This is a genomic window from Rhizobacter koreensis, assembly GCF_013366375.1.
In the GTDB taxonomy this organism is placed as follows: Bacteria; Pseudomonadota; Gammaproteobacteria; order Burkholderiales; family Burkholderiaceae_C; genus Schlegelella_A; species Schlegelella_A koreensis.
The window spans coordinates 1-16368 of the sequence record NZ_JABWMJ010000011.1; the positions used below are offsets into that span (position 1 = coordinate 1).

The 16368-nt window shown below is 65.1% G+C and carries 16 protein-coding genes and 6 pseudogenes; 16 read left to right on the forward strand and 6 right to left on the reverse strand.

Translation table 11 applies throughout. The features are described 5' to 3' along the window. Positions 1-361: 361 nt before the first annotated feature. From HQN59_RS20100 to HQN59_RS20120, 5 genes are all read left to right on the forward strand, one after another. Positions 362-580, forward strand: coding sequence for a hypothetical protein (locus HQN59_RS20100; protein ID WP_176070918.1), 219 nt, complete (start codon positions 362-364; stop codon positions 578-580). A gap of 499 nt (positions 581-1079) precedes the next feature. Beyond that, a complete protein-coding gene (locus tag HQN59_RS20105) occupies positions 1080-1355 on the forward strand; it encodes a YlcI/YnfO family protein (RefSeq protein WP_176070919.1) in 276 nt (91 codons plus the stop codon). Next, on the forward strand, positions 1352-1672 hold the full coding sequence (locus tag HQN59_RS20110; RefSeq protein WP_176070920.1) for a type II toxin-antitoxin system RelE/ParE family toxin: 321 nt from the start codon (positions 1352-1354) through the stop codon (positions 1670-1672). The genes HQN59_RS20105 and HQN59_RS20110 overlap by 4 nt, the downstream gene beginning before the upstream one ends. Before the next feature lie 961 nt (positions 1673-2633). After that, positions 2634-3059 carry a single-stranded DNA-binding protein gene (locus HQN59_RS20115; RefSeq protein WP_176070921.1) on the forward strand — a complete coding sequence of 142 codons (426 nt, stop codon included), beginning with the start codon at positions 2634-2636 and terminating at the stop codon, positions 3057-3059. A 47-nt stretch (positions 3060-3106) separates the two neighbouring features. Continuing rightward, a complete protein-coding gene (locus tag HQN59_RS20120; RefSeq protein ID WP_176070922.1) occupies positions 3107-3958 on the forward strand; it encodes a DUF932 domain-containing protein in 852 nt (283 codons plus the stop codon). Between the two features lie 215 nt (positions 3959-4173). Here the strand turns inward: HQN59_RS20120 and HQN59_RS20125 are convergent, their stop codons facing one another. From HQN59_RS20125 to HQN59_RS20135, 3 genes are read right to left on the reverse strand one after another with little or no spacing between them, the layout of a single operon-like run. After that, on the reverse strand, positions 4174-4650 hold the full coding sequence (locus HQN59_RS20125) for a hypothetical protein (protein WP_176070923.1): 477 nt from the start codon (positions 4648-4650) through the stop codon (positions 4174-4176). Then, positions 4647-5396 (reverse strand): StbB family protein, encoded by a 750-nt coding sequence (gene stbB / locus HQN59_RS20130; protein ID WP_176070924.1) that lies wholly within the window; start codon positions 5394-5396, stop codon positions 4647-4649. The genes HQN59_RS20125 and stbB overlap by 4 nt, the downstream gene beginning before the upstream one ends. Then, positions 5393-5821, reverse strand: a complete 429-nt coding sequence (locus HQN59_RS20135) for a hypothetical protein (RefSeq protein WP_176070925.1) — start codon at positions 5819-5821, stop codon at positions 5393-5395. Before HQN59_RS20135 ends, stbB begins: the two co-directional genes overlap by 4 nt. Positions 5822-6147: 326 nt before the next feature. Here HQN59_RS20135 and HQN59_RS20140 point away from each other — a divergent pair, with 326 nt between their 5' ends. From HQN59_RS20140 to HQN59_RS26280, 8 genes and pseudogenes are all read left to right on the forward strand, one after another. Further along, positions 6148-6720, forward strand: coding sequence for a hypothetical protein (locus HQN59_RS20140; RefSeq protein ID WP_176070926.1), 573 nt, complete (start codon positions 6148-6150; stop codon positions 6718-6720). 15 nt (positions 6721-6735) lie between these two features. Further along, the gene (locus HQN59_RS20145; RefSeq protein WP_246295058.1) at positions 6736-7719 is read left to right on the forward strand and encodes a relaxase/mobilization nuclease domain-containing protein; all 984 of its coding nucleotides are present in this window, start codon (positions 6736-6738) and stop codon (positions 7717-7719) included. A 1302-nt stretch (positions 7720-9021) separates the two neighbouring features. Further along, positions 9022-9210: a hypothetical protein gene (locus HQN59_RS20150; protein ID WP_176070927.1), complete on the forward strand. Its 189-nt coding sequence runs from the start codon at positions 9022-9024 to the stop codon at positions 9208-9210. Positions 9211-9216: 6 nt separating this feature from the next. Then, positions 9217-9342 carry a hypothetical protein gene (locus HQN59_RS26595; RefSeq protein WP_259372758.1) on the forward strand — a complete coding sequence of 42 codons (126 nt, stop codon included), beginning with the start codon at positions 9217-9219 and terminating at the stop codon, positions 9340-9342. 12 nt (positions 9343-9354) lie between these two features. Then, positions 9355-10065 (forward strand): annotated as a pseudogene (locus HQN59_RS20155) (IS3 family transposase); the annotation flags it as partial. Positions 10066-10165: 100 nt separating this feature from the next. Further along, a pseudogene (locus HQN59_RS20160) lies at positions 10166-10354 on the forward strand (transposase); the annotation flags it as partial. 491 nt (positions 10355-10845) lie between these two features. Beyond that, positions 10846-11145, forward strand: a pseudogene (locus tag HQN59_RS20165) (transposase); the annotation flags it as partial. A 33-nt stretch (positions 11146-11178) separates the two neighbouring features. Further along, positions 11179-11334, forward strand: a pseudogene (locus HQN59_RS26280) (LysR substrate-binding domain-containing protein); the annotation flags it as partial. Positions 11335-11381: 47 nt separating this feature from the next. On the opposite strand, the pseudogene HQN59_RS26285 reads toward HQN59_RS26280, so the two are convergent. The 3 genes and pseudogenes from HQN59_RS26285 to HQN59_RS27100 all read right to left on the reverse strand — a co-directional run. Then, positions 11382-11670: pseudogene (locus HQN59_RS26285) on the reverse strand (transposase); the annotation flags it as partial. 7 nt (positions 11671-11677) lie between these two features. Continuing rightward, positions 11678-12220, reverse strand: coding sequence for an IclR family transcriptional regulator (locus tag HQN59_RS20180; RefSeq protein WP_342451268.1), 543 nt, complete (start codon positions 12218-12220; stop codon positions 11678-11680). A 45-nt stretch (positions 12221-12265) separates the two neighbouring features. Continuing rightward, a pseudogene (locus HQN59_RS27100) lies at positions 12266-12484 on the reverse strand (helix-turn-helix domain-containing protein); the annotation flags it as partial. Between the two features lie 128 nt (positions 12485-12612). Here HQN59_RS27100 and HQN59_RS20185 point away from each other — a divergent pair. The 3 genes from HQN59_RS20185 to HQN59_RS20195 are packed head-to-tail and all read left to right on the forward strand — an operon-like array spanning position 12613 to position 16304. Next, the gene (locus HQN59_RS20185) at positions 12613-14319 is read left to right on the forward strand and encodes an FAD-dependent monooxygenase (protein WP_246295059.1); all 1707 of its coding nucleotides are present in this window, start codon (positions 12613-12615) and stop codon (positions 14317-14319) included. An 18-nt stretch (positions 14320-14337) separates the two neighbouring features. Next, the gene (locus tag HQN59_RS20190) at positions 14338-15309 is read left to right on the forward strand and encodes a cupin domain-containing protein (protein ID WP_176070931.1); all 972 of its coding nucleotides are present in this window, start codon (positions 14338-14340) and stop codon (positions 15307-15309) included. A 20-nt stretch (positions 15310-15329) separates the two neighbouring features. After that, the gene (locus HQN59_RS20195; protein WP_176070932.1) at positions 15330-16304 is read left to right on the forward strand and encodes a tripartite tricarboxylate transporter substrate binding protein; all 975 of its coding nucleotides are present in this window, start codon (positions 15330-15332) and stop codon (positions 16302-16304) included. Positions 16305-16368 lie beyond the last annotated feature (64 nt).

The window sequence follows — 16368 nt, forward strand, 5'->3', positions numbered from 1 at the left end:
GCGAGTCGGCCTGCCGAAGGCCCTTGCGCAGTCCGAAGCCGGCTCTCGCGGACCCCAAACCGTTCGATGGCACTAGTTCCACTCACTCCTTGCTGCGGAACGTGTTCTGCAGACCTTCCTTAGGCGTGGGTTGGAGCAAGCGCGCCGCGACTGCGCTGCGACCTTCACAGTGGTCCTCCAAGCAGTCGAGACCTCTGGCCATGTGTCCGCGCAGGCACTGGCGGCTTGGGAGCAAGCGCGGGCGCGCCGCCAGCGCGTCGACGACGAGATCCAGCGGTACTTGGAGGCGCGGCAGGGCCCCTAAATGCGTTTAGGCACGGCTGATGCCAGCCAAGCGCGTCCTGCTTTGCGACGCCCTGCCATGACCATCAAAGACCGCCGCGCAGCGCTCGAGGAGCCATACCTTCGATGGCGCTGCGAACGCAACCGGCTGCTCGACGCCGCCGCATTCATCGACGACGACACTGCGTATCAGCTGCGGCTGAGCACGTTCCTGAGTGCCATGCGCAACATGCACCTCGCGCTTGAAGAGTTCATGGCGCTCTCCAGGCATGAGCGACGATCCAGCGACGTGCAGTGACGCCGCGTGGGTCTGGGTGAGGAACTTCTGCCGGCACCAGCTCCGATGCGAGAGGCGCTGAGCAGATCGGTAGCCGCAGATATCACGCCCGGTCACCACGGGAATGAACGGCGGGCACGCCTCGCGGCCGCCGAACACATCAAGTGCGACAAGGGGTCTTAACGATGCGGCTTCCTGCATACCGAAGCGCAGGCTCGGGAATGCGCCACCCAGGCGCTGCCGCGCATCACCTGAGTGACGGCAAGCCCGCCGAGAGCGTGAGGTTGGCTGACCCCCGTGACGGACCGCCCCCGTTGCAACGCGGCGCTTGGGCAGAGGATCGACTCGCATCGGTGCCACGCCCGGGCAGGGCACTTAGAACACCTGAGCTTGGGGGCCCGCCGTCGCCGTCTCAGCGCACCCTTGTAACCGGCGCGGTCCTCTGCGGCAATAAATGGCGTGAGACGGATGCGCTGCGAACTCGTTGCTGCGTGCAACGCACTTGCGTTACACTGCCCGGATGAAGACTGCCTTGATCCCGCAGGTTCGAGTGGAGCCCGAACTCCGGGCGGAGCTCGAGTCCGTCCTGAAGGCGGACGAGACGCTCAGCGAGTTCGTCGAGGATGCGGTTCGCGCGGCGGTGGAACGTCGCCGCGTGGACCTTGCGTTCCATTCGCGAGTCGAGGTGGCTTGGCAAGCGTTCCGCGACGGGGCCGCCGCGATCCCAGGGGAGCAGGTTTTCGAGAAACTCCAGAGTCGCCTGGACGCTCGACGTGAGCAGTTGCGAAAGAAATGACGTACGCGGTGAGGTTCACCGCCTCCGCGGAAGCCGATCTGCTGCGTCTGTTCGAGTTTCTGCTGGCACGCGCGAATTCCCTTGAGAACCTCGAACACGCGCAGGATGTGATTGACCGCCTGAGAGAGAGCATCCTGTCGCACCTGGGCCGTTCGCCCTGGAGCTACCGCAAGGCGGGTCATGGCCGGAGTTCCACGCGGCGTGAGCTCATCGTCCCGTCCGCTGCGGCGGGTTACGTCGTCTTATACGAAATCGACAGCGCTTCGAGCGTCCTGATTCTCGCGGTGCGGCATCAGCGGGAAGACGACTACCAGTAAGCGTTCTGCGTCCTCTGCGCGGTTCCGGCCGAGCGTGCTCTTGCCGCGCCATTGCGTTCGGCCTCGCGATGTTTATCACCTAACCGGGCCGCGCCTCGCGCATACGAGCTTCCAGCGTCGTGCCGGCCCGCGTCCACGATGGCGCGTGTTCCGCTGAGGCCAGCCTGATCGTGCAATCCCGGTCCGCAGGCATCGCGACCTCGCCGCGCTGACGGAGCAGGGCGACTCGCCACACGACCACACGACCTCCATACCGAGCGAGTTCGTTCGCCGACCATATGCCACCGGTACTGGTCCGCCGGTCGCGTTTTCCGAGGCGGTATGAATTCAAGGCGGCCCTTCCCGTGCCGGAGGATCGCGGGCTTGGTGTCCGTCGCGGGTACACGACCGACGCCCGCTTGACGACCGGGCCAGCGCGTCGCGCGCAACGCTGCGCATTGCTTCCTCCCGCGCCGGCCAGATCGTCACCTCCGGCACCCGCCACGCCCGCAGCCGGGCCGCCTTCTTGAAGTGCTCGCGCCGGCTCGTCCGCCGCGCCAGTCGCTCTCGCTTGGTGTCACGTCGGCCGCAGAGTCGCCGGCGCTCGGGATCATGGGCGGGCTCCTGCGCGCGGCCGCTCTGCGCCAGGGGACCTGTCACAGCGTCCGCTCCTGCTGCGGGCCCTCTGTGTTGTTCCAGCCGTTCGCGCCGGGCTGACCCACCGCGCTTCCCCAGCTGCGCCCCCGTCCCGTTGTGAGGGGGACTGGTGGGGGATCTTCAATGCGGTGGCCCGGGTAGCCGGCTCATCGCTTCGGCTGCTTCTTAACCCCACCCATCCCCCACCCCTTCCCGTGAGGGACGGGGCCGTGCCCACCCTCCGCCCGCCCGTGGGCGGGAACGAGAGGTTTCCAAGCGAAGGTGGATCGTTTGAAGAGTCGGGCACCGGGTCTGGCTCGCGCCGCCTTCGTTCGAGGAGATCAGCATGGCATTCGTCAGAGTCGAACAGAGAAACGCCCGCCTGGCTTCGGCCATCCGGCTCGAGCAGGTCAATGGCCGCGAGGGCCTCGTGGCCCGGGGCACCGTGACCGTGATCAGCAACGTGCGGCGCGGCAACGAGCCCGAGGAGGCAACCGCCATCCCGTGGACGCTCTGGGGCAAGCAGGCCGAGAACGCGGCCGAGTACCTCGGCAAGGGCTCGCGCGTGAACGTCGTCGGGCGCCTGCGCAACAACAACTACACCGACGCCAGCGGGATCACCGTCTACGGCTACGGCTTTACCTGCGAGGAGATCGACTATCTCGACAGCAAGGCCGAGGCAGAGGCGCGGCGCGCCCGGCAGGCCAAGGCGGCCCCCCAGACGCCAACCGGGCAGGGTACGCCCGCCGGCGACGACGACATCCCCTTCTAACCGCCAAAGCGGGCGAGGGGTCTCGCCCGCTCATCAAGGAGCCTTTCATGAACACCACACCCACGCTCGCGACACGCTTCGCTCGCAGCACCCACGTCGTGCGGAGCGAGCAGCCGCTTCCCGAAGACACCATGCGGCGTGCCGCACCGTCGATCTTCGCTGAGGGTAAGCACTCGAGCCGGTCCGAGCGCTACACGTACATCCCGACAATAGACGTGCTGCGGGGCCTGCGCAAGGAGGGCTTCGAGCCCTTCATGGTTGCGCAGAGTAAGAGCCGGGTCGAGGGCAAGACTGAGTTCACCAAGCACCTGATCCGGATGCGCCACGCCGGGCAGGTCAGCAGCCGGCCGGAGGCGAACGAGGTGATCCTCATCAACAGCCATGACGGCGCGAGTGCGTACCAGATGCTGGCTGGCGCGTTCCGCTTCGTGTGCTGCAACGGGCTGGTGGTCGGCAGCGTTACGAACGACATCCGAATTCCGCACAAGGGGAACATCCAGCACGACGTCATCGAGGGCGCATTCCGTGTGCTCAACGACTTCGAGGCGGTGGACGCCTCGATCGAGGGCATGAAGGCGCTCGAGCTGAGCTCCGAGGAAGAGCGCGCTTATGCCGCCGCGGCGCTGACGCTGCGATTCGGTGAGCGGAGCGAAGGACAGCCGCCCGCGCCGGTGACGCCCGACCAGTTGCTCGAAGCACGGCGGCCCGAGGACGTGGGCCACAGCGTATGGTCGGTGTTCCAGCGCACGCAGGAAAACACGATGCGAGGCGGGCAGACAGGGCGGAGCGCCGCAGGACGACGGCTGCAGACGCGCGCAGTTGGCAGCATCGATCGCAGCGTGAACCTGAACCGGGCGCTGTGGGTGCTGGCTGAGGAAATGCGCAAGCTCAAAGGCTGATCAAGTGGGGTGCCGGACTGCGACTTGAGTGCGGCACCCCCGAAATACAACCGCCGCTCGCCGGCGCTGCCGGCTCGCCCGGCCAGGCGCGCAGCCATCGAGGCTGCGGGGCCTGGCTGCTGTCATTCGGGTGCTCGGCGCGGCGCTCGTCCGAGCCAACATCGGCTCGAGTTACCGGGGATACGGGTCCCCTTGATGGCACCACAGCGCGCGATTCAGGTCCCGGCTCCGCCGGTTCGGCACGCATGCGCGACGAGCGCCCACGTGCTGGCAGAGGCTGCCGCCGCCGTGGCCGCGTGCGTCAGCCAGCGTATCCACGGTCGGGCCGCTTGTTGCTCCAGCCGCAGCAGCGGAGCGGCTGCCTGTCGCAAGGCCGGCTCGAGCTCAGAAAGGAACAGCTCCTTCGCGGCAGCATTCATCGCTTGCACCTGGACTTCGGCTGTGCGCTTTGCGGCTTCGTCGGTGCGCGCCAGGATGTACTTCACGGTCTGGATCTTGGCCTTCTCGGCGAGCGCGATGATGTGGCTGTCGAAGGCGGCAAGTTGTGCGAGGAGGGACGCCTGCGCCGCGGTCATGTTGTCGGTGGACTCGGTGAGCGCCGGTCGCAGCGCCTCGACGCGGTCAAGCAAGCGCGCCACATCACCAACAAGGTCGGCGAGCAGTGCTTCGCGCAGGGTCGCCGGATGGTTCATGGCGTCGCCTGCGCCTGGGTCTGCTTCGTAGAAGGGGCGCCCTGATCCTGTTCGAGCCCAAGCGCGGCGAAGCACGCATCGAGCTCAGGCAGAACTCCGACAGCGAGGCGGCGCGTCGCGAGGCGCTGCGCCAGGGCTAGCCGCTCGGTGCTGTCTGCCGAGGCGGCGATCTGCGCCTTGTAGTCCGTCGGGTCGGCGGCCATTGCCGAGAGATCACTGCTGGACCCAGCGACGCGAGCGTAGATCTCGTTGATGCCGAGCCAGCAGTTGAGGCGTGCCTCTGCCACCGGTCGCGCCTCGACAAAGGACAGCACGGGCTTGAAGGTGCGCTCGATCTCAGCGGGGTCCTCGACCATGTTGAAGACGATCTGAACCTTGCCGGCGGGAACCCCCAGGCGCGCCAGCTCCGCGAGTGTGGCAATGGTGTCTTGCTGCTGCTTGCGCGCGGCCACGGTGGGAACGATGAAGACGTCGAAGTCCTGATGGCTTCCGCGATAGCGACGCATCAGCGCCAGCAGGTCTTCGACGTTGCTGGCGCCCACGTCGACCACGACGTCCGCCGCCACCTGCAGGAACTCCTGCAGCTCCGCGAACTGGCGTCCCCGAATCACGTGGTCCTCGTCGTCGTCGGCGTTGATGCTTTCAATGGAGACGAGCTTGGCCCCGCGCAACCTCGGGAGGAGGAGGTGGCGTGCGATGGTGGTCTTGCCGACATTGCCGGAGAAGCTGATGACTGCAATCTTCATCGGGTGTCCTTTCCTTCAAGCAGGGGATTGCCGATGTGCCTCTTCATGAATGCTTCGGCGATCTCCTTTCCACTGCGCGGGTCGCTGAGGTAGGAGGTGGGAGAGAGCGGTTGATCTGCCACGAGAACGGGAGCGGCCCTCGTCGCAGGGGACGAGGAGCGCGACGCCAATGCATGCTCTCTCTGCGCCGGGGCGCCAGGTGACGTCCGCGCTGCTTCGCGCTTGAGGGTGGTCCGGCTTACCTCGAACCCCGCTCCAAGAAAGGCCAGGCGAATCGCCTCGAAGCTATACCCGGCTGCCCGCAGCCGATGGATCTCGGCGGTGAACGCGAGCGTCTTTCGATTGGCGCGCCCCGGCGGCAGCTTCGGCGTGATGTCAGCCGACAGCGAGTGCGTGGATGGGGGAAGGTCTGTGGGCTCGTTCATGGCTTGCCGCGATCCGGATGTGGTCCGCTTCTGGTCCGCTTGTGGTCCACATCTGGACCGCTTACGGTCCGGATGCGGTCCGGATGCGGTCCGGATGCGGTCCGGATGCGGTCCAGGTGGTCCGGATGTGGTCCGGATATGGTCCGCTTCTGGTCCGCATGCGCTGATTACACGAGGACCGGCGCCCGCACAGACTGCTGAAATCCGAGTGGAATCTGGCGATCTACGAAGCCGACTTGGGCTGAAGATTCATTCAGAGGTGAGTGCAGGATAGGCGCTAGTGGCGCCGGTTGTCGGACACGCTCACGCATGTCGGGAGACTCGGTATGGAACCCTCGTCACGAGACCGGATCACGGTCGATCTTCGTGGGCTCAGGGCCGCGCTTCTGGAGCGCGCCAAGGCCGAAGGTCAGTCGCCATCAGAGGTCGTTCGCCAGGTGATCGCGACTGCCTTGGGGCGCGGAGAGGTGGGCGACGCCGCGGTGCTCGCGCTGCTTGAGGGTCGCGCTGGCGGCGCTCGCGCGCGGGTGTCCCTTCGCATGAGTTGCGAAGAAGCAGCGCTCCTGCGGGCGCGCGCCAGGTGGGCAGGGGTGCCGGCTGGTGAGTACGTGGCAACGCTTATCGCTGAAGTGCCTGCAGCGGGCGCCGCAACAAACCGCAGCGAGCAACGTGCCGCTTTGATGGCTTCCACGGCCGAGCTCGCCACGCTCGGCCGGAGCGCTAGCCAATTCAGCGCCTTGTTCCGGCGCGACAGCGTACCGTCGCTACAGCAGTACAGCGCACTACTCGAGGGACTGCTTGCGGAGGTTCGACGCCATCTGGTGCTCGCGTCAGCCGCGCTTGCCGAGTTGGATCCCCTGCTGAGCAACCGCGCGGCACAGCCGCGAGCCACAAACTGACCTGAAGGAGATCTCATGGCCCAGCCGCCCAACATCGACGGTGTTCTCGTCCAGTGGGGTGACCGGCTCTTCTTTCGCGGGAACAGGACGGTCCGCACACGCCAGGAGCCGCGTCTCAAAGGGGACCCCCGCCAGGGCGCTGCGGCGATCCGCCAGCGTATCGAAGCAACCGCTCTCCGACGCGCGCCTCAGGTGATGGTCAAGGTCACCGGAGGAGGGCGCGGCATGCGGGCCATCGCCGCGCACGTGCGCTACATCAGCAAGAACGGGCGCTTGGAGATGGAGGACGAGCGGGGCGAGGAGATGCGGGGGAAGGGCGCCCTGCGCGAGATCGGCGACGACTGGCGCTTTGGCGGCTCGTACATCCCCGACGTTGCTGAGCGACGCGAGGCCTACAACATCATGCTGTCGATGCCTGGCGGGACCGACCCGCTTAGCGTGCAGTGGGCGGCGCGCGAGTTCGCACGTGTGGAACTGGCCGACCACAAGTACGTGATGGTGCTCCACGACCACCAAGCCAACCCGCACGTCCACATCAGCGTGCGCGCCGAGTCCAAGCACGGCAAGCGCCTGAACCCGCGCAAGGCCGACCTGCACCGCTGGCGCGAGACCTTTGCCGAAAAGCTTCGGGAGCGAGGCATCGATGCGGAGGCGACGCGACAGGCGACGCGAGGGCACAGCCGGAACTATGAGCCGATCTGGCGTGTCAAAGCGGGCGAGGACGGACGCCTGCGAACGCACAAAGCAGCGTCGAAGTCGAGGGGTCCGGCCAAGGACACGCGTGCTGAGGCGCTAAGGGCTTGGATGCAGATCGGGCGGGCGCTGGTGCAGACGAGAGAGCCGCGTAACCTCAGTGTGGCTGCATCGATCAAATCGTTCTTGCAGGACGCACCGGCCTGGTCGACCGGGGAGCACGACGCGCCCACACCGGTGCCTCCTGCAGCAGAGCGCGCGCGTAGCCCGGTGCAGGACGGATCCGTCGAACGAGGTAGACCTTGAGGTGCCCTCGCTCGATCGTTACCGCCCCCGAGTTCGGGGGACTCGTGATTCGCCAGGCGACATGCTTGTCGGGGACTCGGCTCGTGATTTCGGCGTCCCACTACTCCTCGTTGCCTTCCTTGCCGCTATTCCGAGCGCGCCAGTGCAGGTCGGTATCGTGCGACTGCCGCACTTCCAACCCATGTTCTGGTCGGCCCGCGCCACGGCGACAGCCGCGCCCGTTGCGCGATCGTGCTCTACGAGGCCGCCGCTGCGTATGACATGCTTCTAACGAGGCACGGGATACGACCGTGGCCAGCTTCTTGACGGAAGCAAGGCATTCTTGCTGTAGGAGATAGCCTCACGCGCTATCACAGCTGAAATCAAGTGACTTATTCACTCCAGAATGCTTGCACCACAGATCTGATTGGCGGAGTCATGGCCTTGATCGACATGGGTGAATGGATCGACCGCTACGGCGATGCAGTGATCGAAAGCGGATTCGGAGCTGACGATGAGCGAAGGGAGCAGGACTTAGCGGCCCCAAAGCCAGCGCCGCAGTTGGTTCATCCTTTCCTGCCGGCCGGCGCGCCTATCGCCCGGAAGACTCGCTGCCCCCGCCGGGCAGCCGTCTGCAGCAAGGCATGGATCTGGTCGCAAGGTAGAGAGGGCGCCGAGTTCGTGATGGTGACGCATGGTGTTGGGGGCATGACGGCCTTGGCAGCGCGGCGCGGGCGGGCTGTCTCAGCGAGCTGAGCTGTCAGGCCAATTTCTCCGAGTGCTGTCGCATGATCCGAGTGAACGAGCCTCCACCAGACGACTTTCTTCGCTGTCGCAGACGTGCAGTCCGTCCCCTGCGCAGCAGATAGTGCCTGTTGGTGCAGTGGCTAGAGCCACCAGGCGCGGCTTCATCGGTGCTGAAGGTCCATGAGCCTGGCAGGTGGCCCCGATCATCCGCGTTCAAGGTGATCGGCGTTGGGCGCCGATCGCTAACCCTGCACCGCGCGCTCGTCGTCCGACGAAGAAGATCCACGCCGCTTGCGCGCTGCGCGCGCCGTGCTGACGAAAGCGGCCGCGCTACCGGCGAGCGATCACGAGCGGTTGCACATCGGTGCCGTTGGCTGCGTGCTGATTGACGACCACAAAGGTGGGGCGGCGCTGTTCGGAGCGGGCGCTGCAATAGATACCGCGCGGCCTGCTCGCGCTCGCCATGGCGTGTGGCATCGACTACCTGGGCGGTGAAGGGGAATCGGATGCGCGCGTGTCGAGAGCGTGCTCCCAGCATGGAACCGCGAGGCGGCGCGATATCCGAGCCTGCGCGCGATGCACGCGTTCAGCCTTGTCGAATGCGGCGAGGATGAGCGCGCCGAGGAGGCTGCGCTGACCGCGGACGCGCTCGACCCGGACGATGCGCGCGCTCACCACGCGATGGTGCATGTGTTCGGGATGACCGACCGGCCGGAAGCCGGCTTGCGCTGGATGCATGAGCACGAGACGCACTGGAGCGGGTAGACCGTGGTGGCCACCCACTACTGGTGGCACATGGCGCTGTTCCACCTGGCGCGCGGCGAGGCCTCGCTGGCGCTCGACCTGTATGACCTTGCCTCGGTTCCACGTACAGCCGAGTGCGATAACTTAGGCTGACGGAGGACGAAGATGGCAGACGTGACGGACAGGCGGGGGCGTCGGCAGTACGACCAGGTGTTCCAGGTCGAGGCGGTACGGCTGGCTGACTCCGTCGACATCAGCGCGGCGGCCGCTCGGCTGGGCGTTCCCAAGGCAACGTTAGGCAACTGGGCCCGGCGACGGCGAACGCTCGCACAGCCTGCTGGGGCAGAAGTGACCATCAGCCGAACCCCGCTCGTGGCGAGCCAGGTTAAGCGGCCGGCCAGTGAAACTGGAGGCGGAAAGCGCACGCCTTTGACGCGAGCTCGCGAGCCAGAAGCTCGACAACGAGATTCGTCGAAAAGCAGCGGCGTACTTCGCGAGGGAGTCGCGGTGAAGTACGCCTGGATCGAAGAGCACGGCGACTCTTACCCGGTGGCGCGGCTGTGCCGCTTGCTCGGCGTGTCTCGCAGCGGCTATCTGCAGTGGAAGGTACGCCCGCCGAGCGCTCGAGCGCTCGCGAACGCGGAGCTCGACGCGCAGGTCGCCGCCGTGCATGGCGAAAGCAGCCGCACGTACGGTCGGCCACGCATCCAGCGTGCCCTGCAAGCACGCGGTGTTTGCGCCGGACACGAACGGATCCGCCGCAGCCTGCAGCGCCAGGGGCTGCGCTGCGTGTACCGGCGTCCGTACCGGGTGACGACCGACTCGGATCACGCGCATCCGGTGGCCCCCAACATGCTCGAGCGTCGCTTCGATGGCTGGAGACCGGACGCGGCCTGGGTTGCCGATATCACCTACGTTCCCACCGCCGAGGGCTGGCGAACGCAACCGGTTCATCGCGCCCAACTTCGTGGCCGATCGGGTCGAGAAGATGAAAGCGGGCATCCGGGCCGAGGTCGAGCACCCGTTCCGCGTGCTCAAGCGGCAGTTAGGCTTCACCATGGTGCGCTACCGACGCCTCGGGAAGAACACGGCGCAGATCTTTTCGCTGTTCGCGCTGGGGAACCTGTGGATGGCGCGTCGGCAGTTGATGGCCGCGCAAGGATGAGTGCGCCCGCGAAGTCCGCAGCGGGCTTTCACGGCAGCCAGAGCAGTTCCCAAGCGGTCGGGGCGAGCCGGAACGCGGGCCCCGGCGCCGCACTGTCATCGTGGCATCCCAATCTGCACGGCCCGTTCACGTTGTGCAGACCTTCCTTAGCCGCGCGGTGAACGCCGCGGCCCCGCTCATTCCTTAGCACCGCCAGCTCGGCGCCCAGCGGCAGCGACGGCAGGTCTACCAACTGCATCGCTCGGCAGCGGGACCGCATGGCCGTGGTGGTGGCAGGGCTTGGCATCATTCGCGCGAGAGCCAGACAGTGTCTCTATGCGCGTCCTTCGGGTCGAGCGACTCTTGGCGTGAAATCAGCGTGGCTTGGGCCAGCTGCAGCTCGACATCGGACGCAGCGAGCTGTGGCCTCATCTGGGCGTGCGTGGACGACCAGGAACTTAAGGCTACGCTGATCAAGTCCGTGTTCGCGACGACGCATGCATGATCTCGGCATGAAGCAACAGACTCTGGCGATTGCGGCCGATGAGAGCGCTCCGAACGAGCAGTTCCGAAGACCGACCTAGCGCGACACCTTTCTTGCGACGAAGGAGCAGATCGTGCTGTGGGCCGAGCTGTGTGCGGTGATTGAGTTCCACTATCCAAAGGCAGGCAACGGCCGTCCTCCGGTCGGACTGGAGCGCATGTTGCGGATGTACTTCGTGCAGCACTGGTTCAACCTTGCCGACGCCGCCTGCGAGGACGCCTTTTTTGACAGCACAGCCCTGCGCCGCTTCGTCTGCATCGACCTGGGTCTTGCTGGTCGCAAGCGCGTTCGAATAGTCGAACTGCACCGCAGGCCGATGATCCTTCCGTCGCAACGCTTCGCGACGCGCCGGATGCTCGACGAGTCATTCCCGTCGGCCGGCGCCACCCCCATGGTGTGCGTCGAGTCGGATTCGATCGCAGCGATGCTGTCGACGGCTGCTCAATCCGGCTTGGCGACCATCGTGTCTCGGCACGCCGTGCGACCGAAGCGGCCGAGACCATCCTGCGTCTTGCCTGCATGCGCCAGGGCGTTGCGCATGAAGTGCACCCGGCAGCGCTGCAGGTCGCCTTCAGGACTTTGCTGGCCGCCGCCTTAATGCCGTCGTGGGAATCGCTGATAACGAGCTTGACACCGCGCAGGCCGCGCCGGTTCAGGCTCCTTAGGAACTCGGTCCAGAACGGCTCCGCCTCCGAGGCGCCGATCTTGTCCCGAGCACCTCGCGCTGGCCATCGGTGTTCACGCCCACCGCCACTATCACGGCAACGCTCACGATGCGGCCGGCCTCCTTGATAGTAGTGTTAACACGTCTTAGACAAACTCACGCTCTGCGCTTTTGCAGCTGCGTCAAGACCGTCGCTAACTCCCCCGATCGCGTCTGACAAGCGAGCTGCAGCGACCAGCAGACGGTGCACCATCACGGTTACGCGGCGCGAATCGAAGCGGTCCGCCGGCCCCGACAAGACCAAGGCGCCTTCGCAACGTTGCCCGGGACCGAACACGGGCACCGCAAGGCCCGCGCCGTCTTCTTCGATCTCCCGGTGAGCGACGCAGAAGAGACTCTTGCGAATGGCCGCCTCCTGGTTTGCGTCGAACGGAATGCCGTGAAACGTGCAAAGCACCTTTCCGGCAGCCCCGCGCAGTAACGGCCGCACATCCCCCACTCGTAGGTGATCACGAATGTTGCGGGGTGAGTCAACTCTGTAGGCGCATACGCGAACGTCGCCTTCCCTGACGTTAAACGAACTGCTCTCGCCGGTATCGGCGGTGAGTTGGTGCAGGACGGGCTCGATGAGCTCCCGTGCCAGAGCTTGATGCTGGTACAGCGAGGCGAGCGGCAGCACCGCCGGCCCAGGGTAGTAAGCCCCATCCGGTCCACGCCGCACAAATGAGCGACGCTGCAACGTGCCCAAGAGACGGAGCGAAGTGCTCTTGTACATCCCTGTCCTACGTGAGATCTCCGTCAGCGTGAGTGTCGGCGTCGAGACACTGAAGCATTGGAGTACGTCGAGTGCCCGTTCCACCGCTGCAACTGTCGGCTCCTTTCGGGCGACTGGCGGTTCTGAGCTCGTGTGGCGCGGCTGCTTGTTGTCAGAAAGAGAGTTCATGTGTCCTTGTCTCGGGTTAACCCTTGTCTCAGCGTGACCGATTGCGTTAAAAATACGGTACTGCACTATAGAACCCCGGTTCTATCACACAGAACCGGACGGCTTGCGCACAACAACCTAGGGGTTTTATGACTTTGTCCTCTACGCACGACATCGCGACTCAGGTCGTGATCATCGGTGCCGGTCCCGGTGGCTTGGCGCTAGCTGCGGATCTCAGCTCGCGGGGAATCCGCTCGGTCCTCATCGAATCACGCACTGAGCCGACGCTCCACCCCCGCGCTACCTTGCTCGGCGCCCGTTCAATGGAGCTGTATCGCCGCTTCGGGATCGCCAACCAGATCCTCGCTGCCGGGTTGCCCACTGATCAGCGTTACGAGGTGATCTACGCCACCAGGCTCTCTGGCCATGTGCTGGCGGCATACAGCTCGCCGTCGCCCGATGAGTACTTGAAGGCGCACGAGGCAATGACGAGTTCGCTGCGCGATGCCGCTTGGTCGCCGTACTTCAAGGTGCAGATCGGGCAGCACGCCCTCGAACCGATCGTGCGCGATCTGGTCGCCTCGCAGGGCCAATGCACACTGATGTACGGCTGGCAGTTCGATTCATTCGAACAGGACGATGAGGGCGTGCGGTGCGAGATCACTTGCGTTAGCTCGGGCGAAAAGCGCGTCGTCCGGGGCGCCTACCTGGCGGGCTGCGACGGCGGCGGAAGCCGGGTGCGTGCCCAGTTAGGGATACGGTACGTGGGGCGCGGGGCCATGCGGCGCAACGTGAGCTATCTGTTCCGCAGCCCTGACTTTCTAAAACACGCCGCGGTGGGCCGGGCCAACCTGTACTTCATGTTCCTACCGGGCAACTTCGGTGTCTTCACCAACATCGACGGCGGCAACACATGGAACTATCAGCACTACGTTCTGGACCCTAACGAAGACCGTGACGCGATAGATGCGCCTGCCGAGATCAGGCGCGCGATGGGTCACGACTTTCCTTTCGAGATACTGGGCGTCATGCGTTGGCATCACCATCAATCTGTCGCGGAGCGTTACCGCGACGGCCGAGTGTTCCTCTGCGGCGACTCTGCGCACCTGTTTTGCCCGACGGGCGGCGTGGGCATGAACACCGCCATCGGTGACGCCTTCGACCTTGGCTGGAAGCTGACTGCCTCGCTGCAAGGCTGGGGTGGCGACGAGCTCCTGGAAAGCTACGAGTGGGAGCGCCGGCCGATCGGCTGGCGCAATACGGTAGCTGCAGCCAACAACGCGGACCGAATCGACGCCTTGATGAAGGTGACGCCGGACTCCGTGGAGGATGAGAGCGAACTCGGCCAGCGCACCCGCGAGCGCCTTGGCAAGCAGGTGGCGGACTTTTCGCGAGTGATCAGCTCGATGGGCCTTCATCTCGGCTACCGCTACGTGGAGTCGCCGGTGATCATCCACGATGGCTCGGCAGAGCCGCCTGATGACTACCGCGTCGTGGTGCAGTCCACGTGGCCGGGTTGCCGGGCGCCGCACGCCTGGCTTGCACCCCAGATTTCTACGCTCGACTGGTACGACGGCCAGGGTTTCACCCTCGTGTGCAGCGGCCCCGGGATCGATGTGGCGCCACTGCAGGCAGCTGCGAAGGACGCTGGGGTACCGCTGAAGGTCGTTAGTGTCGAGAATCCGTCGGTCGCGGCACTTTATGAACGCCCACTGGTGTTGGTTCGTCCCGATGGACACGTTTGCTGGCGCGGAGCCGCCTTGCCGAGCGACTTGAGTTCGCTCTGGGAAGTCGCCACCGGCCGTCGAACCAAACCGGCAAGCACGCGAGTCGAATCCGCCGCGCACGCTGCGTAACCTGCCCGAGATAACGAAATGGAAGCAATAACGGATCCCAACACGGCTGACGCGCTCGAGGCGCTGTATCCACGGCTCGCAGCTGAGACCTTTACAGCTGGCTGGCACAGCCGGGTCCCCGCCGTCTGGCCTGAGCCACGCACGGAGTTCTCGCCTCGCCTATGGTCGCACGCGCGCGGCAAGGCGCTGCTGGACGAAGCAGGCGAGTTGGTTAGCCCGCAGCAGGCTGAGCGCCGCAACCTGGTGATGTTCAATCCCACGGAAGGCAATGACTACTTCGCCACGCCTACCATGATGGCGGCGTATCAAATGATCAAGGGAGGCGAATACGCGCGCAACCATCGGCACACCCCCAATGCGCTGCGCGTCGTGATCGATGCGATCGACGGCGACGTATTCACGGTGGTTGACGGAGTCGCGCTTCCGATGAACCGGGGTGACATCCTGCTAACCCCCTGCTGGGCGTGGCATTCCCACTTCAACCGCGGCACACAGAAGGCACTGTGGCTCGACGTTCTCGACGTGCCATTGGTGCACCGGTTGCAGCCGATGTTCTTCGAGCGCGGCGATGCCTTCGAACAGGATATCAAGGAGCAGCACAGTAATCACCCCTTCCGCATCGAAACGGCCAAGGTTGCTCAGCAGATAGCCTCGACGAAACCCGGCAACGCGTGGGCTTCGCGGCGCCTCGAGACGCCTTCCATGAAGACGATCACGCTGACACTACATACCAGCGGCAGCGGGGGGCGGAGCGGCTGGATCCAGTCCGTGGAAAATCGCATCTATACCGTCCTCGAGGGCAGCGGGCAGTCTGAATTTGTCAGCGAAACCAGCAGCGAGGTCCTTCAGTGGGCTCGGGGAGATGTCTTCGTCGCGCCGATGTGGTCGCGCCACTCTCATTCGGTCACGGGCACTTCTCAGTTGCTGGAGATTTCGGATCGCGCCACGTACGAGGCACTTGGCTTTTGGCGTGAAGCACAACCACAGTAGGGATTCTCATGGAGACACTCATGCAACTTTCGCTTCGCATCTCTCGCGGCGCTATCCTCGGCCTGCTCGCCATCTGGTCGGCAACGGTTTTCGCTCAGGGGTACCCTGACAAGATCATCAAGTTGGTCGTTCCGTTCCCCGCCGCGGGCGGCACCGACATCGTGGCTAGAACCCTTGCCGGCAGCCTTACCGAGTCACTGGGCCAGACCGTCATCGTAGAGAACAGGGCCGGCGGCAACACCGTGGTCGGTACACAATACGTAGCCTCGGCCGCGGCCGATGGGTACACGTTGCTCTTCACCTCCAGCAGCCACACTGCCAACCCCTCGCTGATGAAGACTCTGCCCTACGACACACTCAAGGATTTTCAGCCAGTGTGCATGGCGGCATTCCACCCGTTCGTCATGTTGGCAGACCCGAACGCCCCTTTTAAGACGGTGCGCGAGCTCATCACCTATGCCAAGACGAATCCCGGAAAGTTGAATTATGCGTCGCCCGGAATCGGCACCTCGCAGCATGTCGCCATGGAGGAGTTCAAGCGCCTGGCGGGCATCGACATGACGCACATCATCTACAAGGGAAGCCAAGACATGGCGACGGACTTGGTGACGGGCCGCGTCAGCGTGATGTTCAACGGTATCTCCCCGACCCTAAGCTTTGTGCGCAGCGGAAAGATGAGAGCGTTGGCAGTCGACAGCATGAAGCGGGTCGCGTTGATGCCTGATGTGCCCACCGTGGATGAAGCGGGAGTGCCGGGCTTTACCAACACCACTTGGTCGGGTCTTCTGGCCCCCGCGCGGACGCCGAAGCCCGTAGTGGACAGGCTCAACGCGGCGTGCAACACCGCGTTGCAGTCATCTGACGTTACTGGCCGCCTCACCAGCATGGGACTACAGCCGGCCGGGGGGCCCTCAGCGAAGTTCCAGGAATTCCTGGTCCAGGACATGAACCGGTGGGCCCAATTGGTTAAGCAGTCCGGCGCGAAGATCGAGTGATCGCGGCAGGCGCGTAGCCGCCTCGCCCGCAATTCGCTGCCGGGCTCGCTAAGAGCACCCACGG

Coding starts and splice junctions, on each gene's coding strand:
- HQN59_RS20100 (WP_176070918.1), top strand. CDS start 362: ATGACCATCAAAGACCGCCGCGCAGCGCTCGAGGAGCCATACCTTCGA.
- HQN59_RS20105 (WP_176070919.1), top strand. CDS start 1,080: ATGAAGACTGCCTTGATCCCGCAGGTTCGAGTGGAGCCCGAACTCCGG.
- HQN59_RS20110 (WP_176070920.1), top strand. CDS start 1,352: ATGACGTACGCGGTGAGGTTCACCGCCTCCGCGGAAGCCGATCTGCTG.
- HQN59_RS20115 (WP_176070921.1), top strand. CDS start 2,634: ATGGCATTCGTCAGAGTCGAACAGAGAAACGCCCGCCTGGCTTCGGCC.
- HQN59_RS20120 (WP_176070922.1), top strand. CDS start 3,107: ATGAACACCACACCCACGCTCGCGACACGCTTCGCTCGCAGCACCCAC.
- HQN59_RS20125 (WP_176070923.1), bottom strand. CDS start 4,650: ATGAACCATCCGGCGACCCTGCGCGAAGCACTGCTCGCCGACCTTGTT.
- stbB (WP_176070924.1), bottom strand. CDS start 5,396: ATGAAGATTGCAGTCATCAGCTTCTCCGGCAATGTCGGCAAGACCACC.
- HQN59_RS20135 (WP_176070925.1), bottom strand. CDS start 5,821: ATGAACGAGCCCACAGACCTTCCCCCATCCACGCACTCGCTGTCGGCT.
- HQN59_RS20140 (WP_176070926.1), top strand. CDS start 6,148: ATGGAACCCTCGTCACGAGACCGGATCACGGTCGATCTTCGTGGGCTC.
- HQN59_RS20145 (WP_246295058.1), top strand. CDS start 6,736: ATGGCCCAGCCGCCCAACATCGACGGTGTTCTCGTCCAGTGGGGTGAC.
- HQN59_RS20150 (WP_176070927.1), top strand. CDS start 9,022: ATGCACGCGTTCAGCCTTGTCGAATGCGGCGAGGATGAGCGCGCCGAG.
- HQN59_RS20185 (WP_246295059.1), top strand. CDS start 12,613: ATGACTTTGTCCTCTACGCACGACATCGCGACTCAGGTCGTGATCATC.
- HQN59_RS20190 (WP_176070931.1), top strand. CDS start 14,338: ATGGAAGCAATAACGGATCCCAACACGGCTGACGCGCTCGAGGCGCTG.
- HQN59_RS20195 (WP_176070932.1), top strand. CDS start 15,330: ATGCAACTTTCGCTTCGCATCTCTCGCGGCGCTATCCTCGGCCTGCTC.